The following is a 15,901-nucleotide window of genomic DNA, read 5'->3' on the forward strand; positions in this document are numbered from 1 at the left end:
TTGCTATAATGGCGGCAGACAGACACAGAGGGGAGAAACGTTTCATGCAGTTACTTTATGCACTGGCCAAGCTGCGCACACCGTTTTTGGACACGGTGCTCGGCGCGCTCACCAACTGCGGCGGCGAGATCGTGTTCATGGCCGTCGCCATCATCGTGTTCTGGTGCGTGAGCAAGTCCTGCGGGTACTATATGCTCACGGTCGGCTTCGTCGGCACGATCGTCAACCAGCTTCTCAAGCTGGTGTTCCGCATCCCGCGCCCGTGGGTGAAAAACCCGAATTTCCAGATCGTCGAGAGCGCCCGGGCCGAGGCCACCGGCTACTCGTTCCCGAGCGGGCACACGCAGAATGTCTTCGCCTCCTTCGGCTGCCTCGGCCGCTGGACGAAGCGGACGTGGCTGCGCGTGGTCTGCGCCGCCGTGATCGTGCTCACGGCGTTCTCGCGCATGTACCTCGGCGTGCACACGCCGCTGGATGTCGGCGTGTCGTTCGGCCTCGGGCTTGTGCTGGTGTTTGCGCTCTACCCGCTCTTTCGGGACATTGACAGCCACCCGAACCGGCTTTACTGGCTTTTCGGCGTCATGGCCGTGCTGGGCCTTGCGTATCTGCTCTTTGCCGAGCTCTGGCCGTTTCCCGCGGACGTGGACGCCGCCAACCTTGCCTCCGGCCGCAAGAACGCCTACACGCTGCTCGGCGCGGTGCTGGGCATGACGTTTTCCTACTGGCTCGACCGGCGGTACGTGCACTTTGACGTGCGCGCCGTCTGGTGGGCGCAGGTGCTCAAGGCCGTGCTCGGCCTCGCCATCACGATCGGCCTGCGCACCGTGCTCAAAGCGCCGCTGCTCGCGCTGTGCGGCGGGCACAATATTGCCAATCTCATCCGCTATGCGCTCATGGTCATTTTTGCCGCCGGCATCTGGCCGATGACCTTTGGCTGGTTCGGCCGCCTCGGGCGGAACAAACCTGTGCCCGGCACGTCAGATTGAATTGACTTGTCGTCATAAGTGTGTTACTATTTATAAAGTTATGTAAACATGCCAACACGGACATAAAGAGGTGCGTATCACATGGACAAACACGCATTGGATCCTGCCTGCCTGCTCGGTGATCGGCTGCAGACGCTCTCGCGCGCGGAGCTGACCGCGCTGGCCGAGGCGCTGTGCCGCATCCTGGCGGAGCGCGGGACATATCACGGCGGCATCCGCCCGGACAACATCAGCCGCGCCGCAGACGGCACGGTCGGTCTTGGCGCGCCCGCCCGCACGGACACGAAGGACTGGACGACCGAGGAGCTGGAGTTCATGGCGCCCGAGGTGTTCTGGAGCGGCACGCTCGACGCCTCGGCCGATGTGTATTCGCTCGGCCTGCTGCTGTATGCGGGCGTGTCGGGCGGCCGTCTGCCGTTTTACCCGGACGACCGTGCGCCGCTGCCTGAGGACCAGACCGACGCGCTGCGCCGCCGCATGAACGGTGAGGCGCTGCCCCCGGCGCGCAAGGCCGGGCGCGGCCTGCAGGAGATCATCGCGCGCGCCACGCAGTGCAAGCCGGACGACCGCTACGCCACGCCGGCGGAGCTGTGCGCCGCGCTCGAGCAGTATGACGCCGAACAGCGCCGCAGTGTGCCGACCGCGCAGGAGATGTTCAACAAGCCCGAGCAGGAGCTCAGCGAGGTCGAGCGCATGATGCTCGACATCCTCGCCGAGGAGGCCGCCGCGCCTGTGCCGGAGGCTGAGCCGGAGATCGCGGCCGAGCCCGAAGCGGAAGCTGAGTCTGAGCTGAAGTTTGAGCTGAAGACCGAGGCGGAGGAAGCCCCGGTCATTGAGCCGGAGGCCGAACTCGAGTCGGAAGCAAAGCCAGAGGAAACCCCGGCTGCCGAACCGGAAGCAAAGCCAGAGGAAACCCCGGCTGCCGAACCGGAAGCAAAGCCGGAGGAAACCCCGGCTGCCGAACCGGAAGCAAAGCCCGAGGAAGCCCCGGTCACCGAGCCGAAACCGCAGCCCGAGCGCAAGCCCGAACCGCAGCCGCTGCCGAATAAATTCCGCCCCGAGAAGCGGCCCGTCCAGCCGGAGACCCCGGCGAAGCCGAAGTCGGAAAAGAAGCCGGAAAAGCCGCCTGTGAAAAAGCCGGAGGCCTACCGTCCCGCCCCGTCCAAGCCGAAAAAGCAGCCGTCGGCCGAGCAGCGCCAGTCGCACAAGGCGGGCATCCTGCTGACCGTGCTCATCATCTGCGCGGCCGTGCTGGCCGTGCTGCTGCTGCGCTCGCTCGGCGTGTTCGGCACGCCCGCCACGGCGGAGGCCACCCCGACGCCGACCGTCCCCGTCGAGACCGTCGTCCCGACCGAGACGCCCACGCCCACCCCGACGCCGAAGCCGGAGCCAACATATGAAGTCGTCACGGCGGACGTCTCCTGGGCCGACGCCGAAGCGGCGGCCGAGGCCAAGGGCGGCCACCTCGTTGTGATCGACAGCGCCGAGAAGTGGACGCGCGTCGCCCAGCTGGCCGACGAGTCCGGCCTGACCTATGTCTGGATCGGCCTGCACCGTACCGACAGCGGCGAGCTCGCCTGGGTCAAGGACAACGTTGACCCGGTCTATAACTGGGCGTCCGGCGAACCGTCCGTGCACGATACCAACGGCGCCGCCGAGGATTACGTGCTCATCACGAGAACGTCCAGCGGCTGGTATTATAACGACTGCATCGGCGATCCCGCCGGCCGTTACCCGCAGTTCTACAGCGGAAAGATCGGCTATATCATCGAGATCGACCCGTAAAATGTGCAAAAAGCTCCCCGGCCATCCGGCCGGGGAGCAATTTTTTTGCGCAGCGTTCAGGTCTGCCAGTCGGTGACTGGTTTGCCGTCGCTGTCGGTGAACGTGCCGCAGGCAATCATGATCAGGTCGACCAGCGCGCCGATACCGAAGCAGCCGGCCGTGAGCAGCCAGAGCACGCCCGTGCCGATCTTGCCGACGTAGAACCGGTGGATGCCGAGTCCGCCGACGAAGATGCACAGCAGCAGCGCGATCAGGCGCGATTTCGGGCTGGCGTTCGGGTCAACGGTTTTTGTCGGTGCCACGGCGCAGCCGCACTTTGGGCAGACGACGGCCTCGTCGACCAGCTGCGCGCCGCAATGAGCGCAGTATTTCATGGTGTTTCCCCTCCTTCGCTGCCGCCGCAGCGGCCGCGATACTTGTCACATGGCGGCGATACCTGTCATGTGATAAAATCAGTGTAGCATTCCGCCGGTGGCTTGTCAATTCCGGCGCAGCGCTCGCAGCCGAAATTTGCCGCCTGCGGTCAAAAAACCGCCCCGGGAGCATCTGCTCCCGGGGCGGTGGTGGATGATTTTAAATTTTATCTTCTGACCTTATATGTATCGGCAATATCGTCCCAACGGGGGATGGTTAATTTCTTTCCGTAAAAGGTCTCGTAACTTGCGAGAAATTCTCTTTTCCAGCTTGCAGAATGGATGCGGGTGTCAGGATTCTGCCATACAGTCTGCTCAACAGCGGACAGAAAATCTTCCAGACTACGGAACATTACAAAATCTCTCGGATTGGCACTATACCAAGTTCCGGGGCGAATTTTGTGAACGACATTGTTTTTCACTTGCAGGTTGAGAGGCCAGTTTTCCATTCGTCTTGTAATTTCCCAAACCTTTTTCAGCCATACATCTTTGATGGTTACAATACCATTTTCATCCATATCATAGCCGAAAATAAGATAATCGGCGTGAAGCATATAAGGATGTTCGACAATCTCCTTTTGGTATGCTCTGAAATCAGCAATATCAAATCCCGGACTTGCAGAGCGGTTGAATGCCTTAACTTCCAGAAGGTTCTGTGTTAAATCGTCTGGGTTGAGAAAGAAGTCAGGTGGCATCTGAGTGTTTTCACTTGGCGCGTATTCAATATGGTTCTTATCTAACCAGCCTTGTACCCATTCTTGAATAATGTTGCCTACAACATCTTTTTGCTTTACAGTGATATTGACATCCCCAAAATCGAAGGTGATTCTCCCTTCGATTTCAAGAATGCGGTCATCGTTTATCAGCTTGTCATATACTTGTTGCGCAGATAATCTCATTTCCCGTAGTCCTCCTCGTATATATCAAGAACGCGACCTGCAACTGCCTTAATAACTGGAACAACAACAGTATTTCCCAAAAGATCATAACCATTTTCGATGGTTGTATCGAATTTATAATCATCCGGATAGCCAAACAGTCTCAACCCCTCTCGGAGCGTCAACTGTCTAATTCCGTCTCCGTCAGGTACAAACAAGTGCTGCATATCCATTGCAACAAGTGTCGGTGCAATGCCGTGCGGGTCAAGCACTTTTGAAACTTCAAAGGACATTTTTCCAGCGACAATGTTATAGCCAAGGGGCAAAGAAGTGTCCTGCTCTCGTCTGTTGCCCACCTTCTTTTTTGGATGCTCTTTACGAATATATTTTAGTTTTACAAGGTGTTCAAGCATTTCTTCAAGTTCCGGAACATCATAAAACGTTCTAATTTGATCGATTGTCAACGGCATACCGTCCATCCAGTCGATGCCGAATTCTTCCGCCCACTTTTTCTTTCTCCGTTCCTTCAGCATGCGGTTAAGAAGGTCTTTTTCTTGCTGAGTGGTAACTCCTTTATAATCAATATCCCAGCTATGAATATTGTTTTCTCCGCCTCTTTTATCCTTGATTGCCTTGCCGTACAGTTCATTCACGGTGTAATGAGATAGCAGCAGTTTGACAAATTTGCTCTCGGATGTGGGCAAACCGTTTTCAAGAACATCGGACAGTGTGGAATGTACCGGCTTGAATTTACTCAATGCAGGAGCGGACTTTTTTGTTCCTACGATGTAAATTCTCTTGCGGTCTTGCGGAACACCAAATTCTTTTGCATTGAGGACTTTCCACGAAACGTGATAGCCTAGTGCGTCCAGATGCTCAAGAATCGTTTTCAGCGTTTTACCTATCTTGTCGTGGGGGTTCTCTCGATCGTGATTTACAAGCCCTTCTACATTTTCTAAAACAAAACCGTATGGGCTTTTTTCTGCCAGAATTCGCTCAACATCAAAGAAGAGCGTCCCTCTGGTATCTTGAAATCCAAGCCTTTTCCCGGCGGCGGAGAATGCCTGACAAGGAAAGCCGGCGAGAAGGAAATCGAAAGCGGGAATATCTTTTGCACCCACCTTTGTGATATCTCCGGTAATGGTTTCAGATGGATGGTTTTGCGCCAGAACATCTACAGCATACGGTTTTATCTCGGAAGTGAATACACATTCCGATTTGTACCCTTTTTCTGCACAGGCGAGTTCAAAACCCTTTCTGATACCGCCAATGCCAGCAAAAAGGTCAATGAATTTAATCGTATGCATTGCTATCTTCCTCCTGAAGATAATGATTGACAATATATTTTGCCATAAAACGACCGCTTTTTCAAGCAGTCAGAACGAAAAACGGCATAGCGGAAAGCGCAAATTGTTTCATTCTGTTTTTGCTATAAGAATAAGCGAAACGAGATTGTCAAATATTGAAAAGAGTGGTCCGGCAGAAGCCGGACCACTCTTAAATTTACAAATGCAAGGTTTCTTACTCGCCGAAGTAGCGCTTGAGCAGACCCTCGAAGGCCTTGCCGTGGCGGGCTTCGTCGCGGGCCATCTCGTGCACGGTGTCATGGATCGCGTCGAGATTGTACTGCTTGGCCAGCTTCGCGAGCTGGAACTTGCCGTCGGTCGCGCCGTTCTCGGCGTCGACGCGCATCTCGAGGTTCTTCTTCGTGCTGTCGGTGATGACCTCGCCGAGGAGCTCGGCGAACTTCGCGGCGTGCTCGGCTTCCTCGTGGGCGGCCTTCTCCCAGTACAGGCCGATCTCCGGGTAGCCCTCGCGGTGCGCCACGCGCGCCATGGCCAGATACATACCGACCTCGGAGCACTCGCCCTCGAAGTTGGCTCTCAGGCCGTCGATGATCTCCTTCTGCACGTCGGCCGGAACGTCCGCGCCGAACGCCTTGCCCACGCCGACGACGTGCTCGGCAGCCCAGGACTTCTCAGCCTTCTGCTCGATGAACTTGGAGCCGTCAACATGGCACACCGGGCACTCGACCGGCGGCTGCTCGCCTTCGTAAACGTAACCACAGACACTGCAAACCCATTTTTTCATAGTCAAATTCCTCCTGATGTTTTGATTTCGATCGTTGGTTGTTTTATTCGGAAGCGGATCCCTTGTCCGCTTGCTGACAAGTTTTGCACAGCCCCGTGAACGTGATGCTGCACCCGAGCACCTGCGCGTCCGTCACGCCCTGGGCGAGGGCACACAGCTGCGCCTCCGGCTCGCCGGGCAGCGGCACGTCGATGACCCGGCCGCACTGCACACAGTGCAGGTGCGCGTGGGGGTTCGTGCGGGCGTCGAACCGCTCCTGCCCGCGGAACACGCCGACGCTCATCGCGTCGCCCTCTTCGGCGAAGAGGCTCAGGTTCCGGTACACCGTGCCGAGGCTCAGGTCGGGATAGTCCGGCTTGAGCTGCTGGTAGAGCTCCTGCGCGGTGGGGTGGGCGGTCGTCGCTGCGAGGGCTTCGAGGATGACCTGCCGCTTTTTGCTGTTTTTGCGTGTGGGCATCGAAGCACCTCCTTGAAAATCAGTAACAAGAATTATTACTGATATGAAGATACCACAGGAAACCGCATTTGTAAAGCCCTTTTTGCGAATGATTCTCAAGATTGTGCATTCTGCTGCATTTCCCGCGCCCGGTTTTGGCATTTGTGCGCAAAATGATCGGCCGCGCGGTGGCCGCGCGGCCGGAAGGGAGGAGAAAAATTTGCGCATATGCGCAGGGAGAGCACATGACCGGTGCCGCGGCGGCCACGCCGCGACGGATGAGATGTCGTGGGATATGCGGTGCACGACCGGCGGCGCTGAAGAAACCATGACCTTTCCACCGCATCCGCTTCGCTGCGCTCAGCACCTTCTCCTCAAGGAGAAGGCTTTGCACGCCCCGGCCGAGGCCACAAGGAGAAGGCTTAGGGTGCGCGTCGGACACGCAGTGCGCCGCGCACCTCACCGCCTGCAGACATTGGCCGTGATGCCGCACAGCGCCTGCGCGCACTCCATGTCCCACCTGCCCGAGCGGGCGATGTCGTCGATCGAGAGGATGCCTGCGAGCTTGCCGCCCTCGGTCACGGGCAGGCGGCGCACCTGCGCCGCGCGCATGGTCTCCATCGCGCGGCGGATATCCGCGCCGGCTTCGACCGTCACGGGGTCGCGCGACATGATGCTGCGCACGGTCACGGCGCCCGGGTCGTCCCCGGACGAGACACAGCGCACCACGATGTCGCGGTCGGTGAGCATCCCGGCGAGCGTGCCGTCGTCCTCGCACACGGGCAGCGCGCCGATGCCGCGCATGCGCATCAGCCGAGCGGCGGCGACGACCGGCTCGTCCGGATGCGTCACGGCGGCAGCGCCGGTCATGTAATTGCGGACCTGCATGAAAACACCCCCTTTGGCCGGAAGCTCCGTCTGCGGAGATTCTCGCCCGCCGGGGGTGGTTTTATACCTATTATAATATGTCGCACCGTGTCGGGCCCGGTCACTGCACGAGCCGGGCGAGCGCCGGGCCGGCGCTCTCGCCGAACAGGCGCACGGCGCGTATGGCCTCCTGCAGCGTGTTGCCGCTGCTGCCGACCTCGATGATGAGCGACCCGCGCGTGAGGTGCTGGTTGTAGCGCTCGTTGACGAGCGTGATCGGCCGCATCAGCGTCGGGTGCGCCGCATTCACCGCATCCTGCAGATACACCGCCAGGCGCAGGTTCTCCTCCCAGTACGGGTGGTAGAGCCCCGAGGCGTTCGTGCCCACGAGCAGCATCACCTGCGAGCACGCGGCATCGGGCAGCTCGGCCACGGTCTTATAGACCACGCTGTCCGAGCACAGCGCGTCGCGGTGCAGGTCGATGACGATGCGTAGGCTCGGGTACTGGTTCAGGTACTCCTGCACGGCCGCGCCCGAGCGGTTGTACGAGCCCGTGTAGCTCGGGTAGTCGTAGATCGTCCGGTCGTGCAGCACCTGCAGCCCGGCGGACGCGAGCGTGTTGGCCAGCACGTCGCCCACGTGCACAATATTATAATTGGTGTCCTCCGTGCGGCACGTGTCGCTCGCGGGATAGAGGTCGCGCCCCGCGGGGGTGAAGGCTTCGCTCGCGTGCGTGTGCATGATGAGGATCTGCGGTTCGCCTGCCGGCAGCACGACGGCCGGGCCCTGCTGCAGCAGCGCGGCCGCATCGACCGCGATGTCTGTCTCGTTTTTGATGCTCAGCCCGCCCGCGATGTTCGTCGCCACGATCGGCAGCCCGTCGGCCGTCGTGGTGGGCGCGTCCTCGTCGGCGTCGGCGTCCGCGGTGGGGGCGGGTGTCGCGGCCGGCGCGGGCGTGGCCGCGCTGAGCGCCGCTGCCGCCTCCGGTGTGGGGGATGCGTCCACCGGCGGCGCACCCAGCTCCATGCGCACCGATGCCAGCAGCAGCTGCTCCGGGTCGAGCCAGAGCCGCAGCCTGTCCGCGAGCGGCGCGCCGCCCGCCGCAGCCGATGCGATCTGCAGGCCGAACACGGTCAGCCCCACGCAGGCCAGTTTTTGCCGCAGCGTCATATCTGCTCACCTCCGATTGCATTCTCCACAATATATATGGTTTCGGGGGTGGAATTATGTCACCGTATCTGCTATACTGAGCACCGGAATTTTTCAAAGGAGGCGTCGTCATGACGATCACATACCGGCCGAAGGGTGTTTGCTCCCGCCTGATGCGGGTGGAGGTGGAGAACGGAATTATCCGCAAAGTTGAGGTGCAAGGGGGGTGCAGCGGCAACCTGCAGGGCATTTCGCGGCTCCTGGTGGGGATGCCGGTGCAGCAGGCCATCGAGCGCATGGAGGGCGTGCGCTGCGGCAGCAAGCTGACCTCCTGCCCGGATCAGCTTGCCAAGGCGCTGCGTCAGGCGCTGTGAGGCGGGAAAAAGATTAACATAATTCTTTCAAATAATAAAAATAGTTGACATAATGCAAGTTTGCAAGAATTTTTTGCGAACTTGCATCTTTTTATTTTGGTCACTTTGCGTCGAATTGACGGTTTTAGTCAAAGTAAACAACACAATTTCTTGCGCATAATGGTGTCATATAACGCTATATTTTGTTGTTTACGCATTTTTTTGTGGATATTATTCAGAACTTAAAAAGACGCTTTGTGCAATTTGCCGATTGCGTGGGGTTTGAAAAATGAATATAATTATCCATAACGGGGCGCGTGGATTGAAATGTTTGCGCCCTGTGATGAATCAGCAAAGGAGGCTGCACGTCATGAATCGAACGAAAAAAGCGGGCCTGTCCGTGAAGTCGGGCCTGTCGCTGATGTGCGTCGTCTGCCTGCTTTGCGGCTTATTGTGCGGATTTTTCTGGCTCGCCGGTGAAAGCTCGGCGCTGGCCGCCGGGCCGGACGGCAGCGCGCCGGCGGCAAAGACGGTCGTGAGCGGGGATGTGTCCCTGGCCGCGCCCGAGCACGACGAGAAGCTCGCGGTGCAGGCAGCCGCGCAGGCGACCTCGCCGGTCGTGCGCACGGTCGCCGTCGGCATGGACGCCGGCGACTACACCGAGACCGTCACCTGCGACTACACGCCCGTGTATGTGGACGACCGCTTCGGCGGCTACTGCTACGTGCTCGACGATGCGGTCTGGCTCCCGGCGGATGCGTTCGCCGAGATGCTCGGCCTCGAGAGCGACACGGTCACGGACGGCGACACCGAGACCGTCACGGTCGATGGCGCGGACATCGCGGCGACCTACGGCGAGACGTACTACACGGCCAACGGCCGCTGCTTCTACGCGCCCGACGGCGTGTATGCCCTCGACGGGGAAGTGGTGCTGCCGCTGGCGGATCTGGAGAAGATCTTCGGCGTCACGGCCGTGCTCAGCGAGGACCATACCAGTCTGCGCGTCGATGCCTCCGAGCAGGCGCTGCTCGAGAGCGGCGAGAGCTATTACGGCGCGCGTGATGTCTACTGGCTCAGCCACATCATCAATGCCGAGGCCGGCAACCAGCCCATGGACGGGCAGATCGCGGTCGGCAACGTCGTGCTCAACCGCGTGGCGGACGAGCGCTTCCCCAACAGCGTCAAGGAGGTCGTGTTCGACCGGCGCGGCGGTGTGGCGCAGTTTTCGCCCACGGCCGACGGGCGCATCAGCCTCACGCCGGACGAGGATGCCGAGCTCGCGGCGAAGCTCGCTTTTGAGGGCTACGACCCGGTGGGCGAGAGCCTGTATTTCATCAATCCCTCGGCCTGCAACGCCTCGTGGTTCAACAGCCGCCTGACCTACACGGCCACGATCGGCGACCACGTCTTTTACGCATAATAGCTGCACAGACAGCACAGCCGCCCGCACGGAGACCCGTGCGGGCGGCTTTTGTGCCGTTACGCGCCATGGCGATCCCGTTACCGTGCATGCTCGACCGGTGCCAAGCCTTCTCCCTACCGAGAAGGTGCTGAGCGCAGCGAAGCGGATGCGGCGGAAGAGGTCTGCTTTACCCGGCGTGCCTGCTCACCCGCACCCGCCCGGGACTGGACGCGCGGGGGAGAATGTGATAAGATGGCGGCAACCGATCATTTTTGGAGGCAAGCATGGACGAACTTCTGCGCGCGGGGTTTGCCGCGCTGGGTCTGCCGCTCGACGCGGCGGCGCTGGCCCGTTTTCAGACATATTACACGCTGCTCGACGAGCGCAGCAAGGTCATGAACCTGACGGCCATCCACGGCGAGACCGACGTGGCGCAGCTGCACTTTCTCGATTCGGCTGCCCTGCTGACGGTCGAGCCGCTTGCCGGCAAGTCGGTCATCGACGTCGGCACGGGCGCGGGCTTTCCCGGCCTGCCGCTGAAGATTGCGCAGCCGGACATTTCGCTCACGCTGCTCGACAGTCTGGATAAGCGCGTGCGCTTTCTCGGCGACGTCTGCGCCGCGACTGGCCTCACGGACGTGACGTGCCTGCATACGCGCGCCGAGGAGGCGCCGGAGCTGCGCGGGCAGTTCGACGCGGCGGTCTCGCGCGCGGTCGCGCGGCTGTACCTGCTGTGCGAGCTGTGCCTGCCGTTTGTGCGCACGGGCGGGGTGTTTCTCGCCATGAAAGGGCCGGACTGCGCCGAGGAGCTCGACGAGGCGCGCAGCGCCATCCGCAAGCTCGGCGGCACGTATGAGCGCACGACGCGCTACACCATCCCCGGCACGGACGTGACGCACAGCGTCGTCGTCATCCGCAAGACGGCGCCCACACCGCCGAAGTATCCCCGCCGCTGGGCGAAGATGCAGAAGGAACATTTGTAAAGCAGAAAACACGCCCGACGCAGATCGCGTCGGGCGTGTTTCCGTATTTCGATGTTGTGCGCTTAGTCCAGCACCTGCGCCAGCACGGCCAGCAGCGCGTCGACCTGCGCGTCCGTCGTGGCCCACGAGGTCACGAACCGCACGGCCTGGTGCGCGGCGTCCACGCGGGCGGTCGTGTAAAACGCGACCTGCTCCTGCAGCCGCGCGATCTGCGCATCCGACAGGATGGGGAAGATCTGGTTCGTCGGCGAGGGCACGTACATTGCGATGCCGCGGTCCGAGAGCGCGGCGGCGATGCGCTGCGCCTGCGCGTCCGCGTGCCGGCCCAGCTCGAGCCAGAGGTCGTGCGCCATCGCGGCGGCGAACTGCACGCCGAGCAGGCGGCCCTTGGCGAGCATGGCGCCGTTGCGCTTCATCGCGCGGCGGAAGCCCGGCTTGAGCGCGTCGTTGACGATGACCATTGCCTCGCCGAAGAGCAGGCCGTTTTTCGTGCCGCCGATGTAAAACGCATCGCACAGCCGCGGCAGATCCTCCGGCTGCAGGTCGCTGCCCGCGGCCGTGAGCGCCTGCGCCAGCCGCGCGCCGTCGAGATACAGGTACATCCCATGCGCGTCGCACGCCGCGCGCAGGGCGGTCAGCTCCGCCCTGGTATAGACAGTGCCGAGTTCCGTCGCGTCGGACACGTACACCATGCGCGGCAGTACCATGTGTTCGTCATACACGCCGGGGGCAGCGCAGTGCTGCGCGGCGACGTCGGCGATGGCGGCGGGGGTGAGCTTGCCGTCCGCGCCGGGCACGGCGATCACCTTGTGGCCGGTGGCCTCGATCGCGCCGGTCTCGTGCACATTGATGTGGCCGGTGTCGGCCGCGACCATGGCCTCCCACGGGCGCAGGAAGGCGGCCGCGGCGAGCTGGTTTGTCTGCGTGCCGCCGACGAGGAAGTGCACGTCGGCGTCCGGGCAGGCGAAGCGGGCGCGGATGGCGTCAGCCGCGCGGCGGCAGTCGTCGTCGAGCCCGTAGCCCGGCGTGGAGCAGAGGTTGGTGTCGCACAGGGCGCGCAGCACGTTCGGGTGCGCACCCTCGGAGTAATCGTTCTGAAAGCGGAGCATGGCGGATCACCTTTCGTTTGGACAGGATTCGGCACACTGCGCGTGCCGCTGAGGCTTATCATAGCCCCGGCGGCGGGGGCTTGTCAATGCGGCGCGGCTTTTTCGGTGGCCACGCCGCGACGGATGCAATCTGGCTTTTTTCTTGTCAGAGGCAAGAAAAAAGCCGGCAGCTTTCGCTGCCGGCCAGCCCGCCAATGCCGTGTGAGCCCAGTTACAACCTGCACAAGAAGGCAGGTGGGTCGCCTCTCTGCTGTTTCTCTGCTTCCAACGTCCAACCGGCATCTTTCAGCCGGCCGGGAGGCCTGCAATCCGCAGCGGAAGTTCTGGCATCCCTTATAAGAGATGTGGGTTTAAATGAGCTCTGAGCACTCAGTCGTGCTCCACGCACACAGCAGGACTTATTCCCATGCTATGCGCCGCGCGGGAACTTATTCCTCCGCGCCGCCGTCAGATCCTTCGTCCTCGTCGGCGAAGATCTCTTCCATATAGTAATTGTACACCTTGTCCAGCTCGTCGTCATCGTCGATGGAGCCGAAGAGCTCCTCGCCGTTTTCCTCCATGATCTTGAGCAGGATGATGCCGAAATCGGGGTCGTCCTCGTCCATATCGGCGGGGAGCGCCGCGAGATAGTCCTGACCGTCGAGTTCAAACTCGTTGAGCACTTCCAGCTCGAACTCGTTGCCGTCCTCGTCCTCGATCGTCAGATAATCGCTGCCGAATGCTTCACTCATCGGGGTGTCCTCCAGTTGTGATCGTTTTCTGGTTTCAGTGTACCCCATCTGGCGTGTAAAATCAAGTCCTTTTACGACCCCAGATCCTCCAGCAGCAGCAAAAGCTGCTCCTGACTGCCGACGGTGATGCCGCCGCGCAGCAGCTCCTGGTCGGCGCGGCGCAGTCCGGCGACCTCGATGCCGGTCACCTGCAGCGGCCTGCGGTCGGCGTCGGAGGCGAACACGCTCACATAGCCCTCGTAATCCCGCAGGATATATTCCGCCTGCGCGCCGTCGTAGGACGTGGCCGGCGCGTCCGCGCCCGGCTGCTGCAGGGAGGACATCGCCGCCCCCGCGACGAACGGCGACACGGCGCACAGCGCCGTCACGACCGTTAGTGCCAGCGTTCGTTTCATATGCCTCGCTCCTTTCACCGGAAAGTTTGTCCAACGTGCGCGCATTTCATACCCGCCGGACAAAAACGCGCGAAAGACTATCCCCAGTTGACAGAGTGTGCTATAATATCATTTAACCGTTTTTATGCGCTGAATATCGACCGGGTTTTTGACCCGATAATGTGTATTATCAGGGAGGTGCGTCACTGCCTATGGCAAAACGACCGAAACCATCATCATCCGCCCCGCGCGCGGCCCAGGCCGCGGATGCGACCGTGAGCGTCGCGGGCGCTGTGCTGCGCGTGCTCGGCACGATCCTGCTGATCGTGCTCGTCACGGGGCTGCTGTTTTTGTGCATCTTCGCGTACTATGTGAAAAACTGCCTGTCCACGGATCTCGACGTGCAGCTCTCGGACTTCACGGTCTCGCTCTCAAGCTCGATTTTGTATGAGGATTCCGACGGCAACTGGCAGAACCTCACGAACCTCTCGAGCACGGAAAACCGCGTCTGGATCGACTATGCCGACATCCCCAAGGACATGGAGCACGCGGCCGTCGCCATCGAGGACAAGCGCTTTTACAAGCACAAGGGCGTGGACTGGTACCGTACGACCGGCGCGTTCATCAACATGTTCCTGTCGATGAAAAACGACTTCGGCGGCTCGACCATCACGCAGCAGCTGATCAAAAACCTCACCAAGCAGGACGATATCACCGTGCAGCGCAAGCTGCTCGAGATCTTCCAGGCGCTCGAATTTGAGAAGTCCTATGATAAGGAAGAGATCATGGAGTGGTACCTGAACATCGTCTACTTCGGCGAGGGGTGCAACGGCGTCTATACCGCCGCCGAGACCTACTTCGGCAAAGAACCGAAGGATCTCACGCTCGCCGAGTGCGCGAGCATCATCGGCATCACGAATAACCCCTCAAAATACGACCCCTTCATCAGCCGCGAGAACAATAAGGCCCGGCAGGAGACCATCCTCAAGCAGATGTACGAACAGGGCTACATCAACAAGGAGCAGTACGATGAGGCCGTGGCGCAGGAGCTCGTGTTCGTGCGCAGCGAGTCCGACGATGCCACCCAGACCATCTACAGCTACTACGCCGAGGCCGTCATCAACGACGTGCTCAACGACCTCGTCGAGCAGAAGGGCGTCAGCCGCGACACGGCGCGCACGCTGCTCTATTCCGGCGGCTATCAGGTCTATTCCTGCTACGATCCCAGCATCCAGCAGGCGATCGACGACGTTTATACCGACCTCGACAAGATGCCGCAGCGCCCGTCGGCCTCCGGCCAGCAGTTCGAGTCCGCCATCGTCATCATGGACCCCTACACCGGCGAGATCAAGGGCCTGTCCGGCGGCACGGACAAAAAGACCATCAACTTCGGCACGAACCGGGCCACGCAGTCCAAGCGCCCGCCCGGATCGTCCATCAAGCCGATCGCGACCTACGGCCCGGCCATGGAGCTCGGCCTCATCACGCAGTACACGCAGGTCAACGATTCGCCGGACATCAAGCTCTCCGGCACGAGCTGGTATCCGAAAAACTCCGGCGGCGGCAACTACGGCGTCATCACCATCCGCGAGGCGCTGCAGCGCTCGCTCAACACCGTGTCCGCGCAGATCCTCGACAAGCTCACGCCGCGCGCGTCGTATGAATTTTTGAAGGACAAGCTCGGCGTCACGAGCCTTGCCGAGTCCGACTGCGACTACGCGCCGCTCGCCCTCGGCCAGCTCACGAACGGCATCACCGTCCGCGAGATGACGCAGGCGTACTCCGCCTTCGTCAACGACGGCGTGTTCACCTACGGCCGCACGTATTCGTATGTCAAGGATTCCAGCGGTGAGGTCGTGCTCGAAAACCCCGCGCGCACGATCGTGGCCTTCAAGGCCAACACCGCGTGGAACATGGCCGACATGCTCTGCAACGCCGTCAACAGCGGCACCGGCACCGAGGCCCGCCTGACCGGCATGCCCGTCGGCGGCAAGACCGGTACGACCACGAACAACTGCGACCGCTGGTTCGTCGGCTTCACGCCGTACTATGTGGCCGCCGTCTGGACCGGCTACGATATGCCCGAGTATATGAACTTCTCCGGCAACCCCGCCGCCCAGATCTGGAAGCTCGTCATGGAGTCGATCCACAAGGATCTGCCGACCAAGAGCTTCCCGACGCCGACCATCGGCTCGCCGACCGGTATCTTCGGCAATTTCTCCGGCCAGTCGCAGGACACCGGCGGCGATGCCGATGACGCCGGCTGAGCCGCGCAAATGTCTGCCCCATCGCGTGTCCCCGCGCCGAAACGACAGCGCGGGGCATGCGGTGTTGACAAAAAGA

At 61.0% G+C, this 15,901-nt stretch carries 17 protein-coding genes; 6 read left to right on the forward strand and 11 right to left on the reverse strand.

What is annotated here, in order from left to right; genetic code table 11:
• The first annotated feature begins 44 nt into the window (after window positions 1–44).
• A complete protein-coding gene (locus OGM61_03830; protein UYI85211.1) occupies window positions 45–986 on the forward strand; it encodes a phosphatase PAP2 family protein in 942 nt (313 codons plus the stop codon).
• An 81-nt stretch (window positions 987–1,067) separates the two neighbouring features.
• Window positions 1,068–2,771: a hypothetical protein gene (locus OGM61_03835; GenBank protein ID UYI85212.1), complete on the forward strand. Its 1,704-nt coding sequence runs from the start codon at window positions 1,068–1,070 to the stop codon at window positions 2,769–2,771.
• Between the two features lie 56 nt (window positions 2,772–2,827).
• Here OGM61_03835 and OGM61_03840 read toward each other — a convergent pair whose 3' ends face one another.
• The 8 genes from OGM61_03840 to OGM61_03875 all read right to left on the reverse strand — a co-directional run bounded on the left by OGM61_03840 (window position 2,828) and on the right by OGM61_03875 (window position 8,627).
• Complete coding sequence (locus OGM61_03840) at window positions 2,828–3,145, reverse strand: TM2 domain-containing protein (GenBank protein UYI85213.1); 318 nt, start codon at window positions 3,143–3,145, stop codon at window positions 2,828–2,830.
• Window positions 3,146–3,351: 206 nt separating this feature from the next.
• On the reverse strand, window positions 3,352–4,083 hold the full coding sequence (locus tag OGM61_03845) for an NgoBV family restriction endonuclease (GenBank protein UYI85214.1): 732 nt from the start codon (window positions 4,081–4,083) through the stop codon (window positions 3,352–3,354).
• On the reverse strand, window positions 4,080–5,369 hold the full coding sequence (gene dcm, locus OGM61_03850) for a DNA (cytosine-5-)-methyltransferase (protein ID UYI85215.1): 1,290 nt from the start codon (window positions 5,367–5,369) through the stop codon (window positions 4,080–4,082). The genes OGM61_03845 and dcm overlap by 4 nt, the downstream gene beginning before the upstream one ends.
• Window positions 5,370–5,583: 214 nt before the next feature.
• Complete coding sequence (locus OGM61_03855; protein ID UYI85216.1) at window positions 5,584–6,153, reverse strand: NADH peroxidase; 570 nt, start codon at window positions 6,151–6,153, stop codon at window positions 5,584–5,586.
• Between the two features lie 43 nt (window positions 6,154–6,196).
• Window positions 6,197–6,610, reverse strand: a complete 414-nt coding sequence (locus OGM61_03860) for a transcriptional repressor (protein UYI85217.1) — start codon at window positions 6,608–6,610, stop codon at window positions 6,197–6,199.
• Between the two features lie 19 nt (window positions 6,611–6,629).
• Window positions 6,630–7,031 (reverse strand): hypothetical protein, encoded by a 402-nt coding sequence (locus tag OGM61_03865; GenBank protein ID UYI85218.1) that lies wholly within the window; start codon window positions 7,029–7,031, stop codon window positions 6,630–6,632.
• Window positions 7,032–7,048: 17 nt separating this feature from the next.
• Window positions 7,049–7,477, reverse strand: a complete 429-nt coding sequence (locus OGM61_03870; GenBank protein UYI85219.1) for a CBS domain-containing protein — start codon at window positions 7,475–7,477, stop codon at window positions 7,049–7,051.
• Window positions 7,478–7,577: 100 nt separating this feature from the next.
• Complete coding sequence (locus tag OGM61_03875; protein ID UYI85220.1) at window positions 7,578–8,627, reverse strand: stage II sporulation protein P; 1,050 nt, start codon at window positions 8,625–8,627, stop codon at window positions 7,578–7,580.
• Window positions 8,628–8,737: 110 nt separating this feature from the next.
• Here OGM61_03875 and OGM61_03880 point away from each other — a divergent pair, with 110 nt between their 5' ends.
• The 3 genes from OGM61_03880 to rsmG all read left to right on the forward strand — a co-directional run bounded on the left by OGM61_03880 (window position 8,738) and on the right by rsmG (window position 11,344).
• Window positions 8,738–8,980 carry a TIGR03905 family TSCPD domain-containing protein gene (locus OGM61_03880; GenBank protein ID UYI85221.1) on the forward strand — a complete coding sequence of 81 codons (243 nt, stop codon included), beginning with the start codon at window positions 8,738–8,740 and terminating at the stop codon, window positions 8,978–8,980.
• A gap of 349 nt (window positions 8,981–9,329) precedes the next feature.
• Window positions 9,330–10,379: a cell wall hydrolase gene (locus tag OGM61_03885; protein ID UYI85222.1), complete on the forward strand. Its 1,050-nt coding sequence runs from the start codon at window positions 9,330–9,332 to the stop codon at window positions 10,377–10,379.
• A gap of 266 nt (window positions 10,380–10,645) precedes the next feature.
• A complete protein-coding gene (rsmG, locus tag OGM61_03890) occupies window positions 10,646–11,344 on the forward strand; it encodes a 16S rRNA (guanine(527)-N(7))-methyltransferase RsmG (GenBank protein UYI85223.1) in 699 nt (232 codons plus the stop codon).
• Window positions 11,345–11,406: 62 nt separating this feature from the next.
• Here the strand turns inward: rsmG and OGM61_03895 are convergent, their stop codons facing one another.
• The 3 genes from OGM61_03895 to OGM61_03905 form a co-directional block, all read right to left on the reverse strand.
• On the reverse strand, window positions 11,407–12,453 hold the full coding sequence (locus OGM61_03895) for a beta-eliminating lyase-related protein (GenBank protein UYI85224.1): 1,047 nt from the start codon (window positions 12,451–12,453) through the stop codon (window positions 11,407–11,409).
• A gap of 428 nt (window positions 12,454–12,881) precedes the next feature.
• Entirely contained in the window at window positions 12,882–13,184 is a 303-nt protein-coding gene (locus OGM61_03900) for a DUF1292 domain-containing protein (GenBank protein UYI85225.1), read from the reverse strand.
• A 71-nt stretch (window positions 13,185–13,255) separates the two neighbouring features.
• Window positions 13,256–13,579 carry a hypothetical protein gene (locus OGM61_03905; protein UYI85226.1) on the reverse strand — a complete coding sequence of 108 codons (324 nt, stop codon included), beginning with the start codon at window positions 13,577–13,579 and terminating at the stop codon, window positions 13,256–13,258.
• Window positions 13,580–13,770: 191 nt separating this feature from the next.
• On the opposite strand from OGM61_03905, the gene OGM61_03910 reads away from it, so the two are divergent.
• On the forward strand, window positions 13,771–15,825 hold the full coding sequence (locus OGM61_03910) for a PBP1A family penicillin-binding protein (GenBank protein UYI85227.1): 2,055 nt from the start codon (window positions 13,771–13,773) through the stop codon (window positions 15,823–15,825).
• The last annotated feature ends 76 nt before the right edge of the window (window positions 15,826–15,901 follow it).

Source organism: Clostridiales bacterium (genome assembly GCA_025757645.1).
Taxonomy (GTDB): domain Bacteria; phylum Bacillota; class Clostridia; order Oscillospirales; family Oscillospiraceae; genus CAG-103.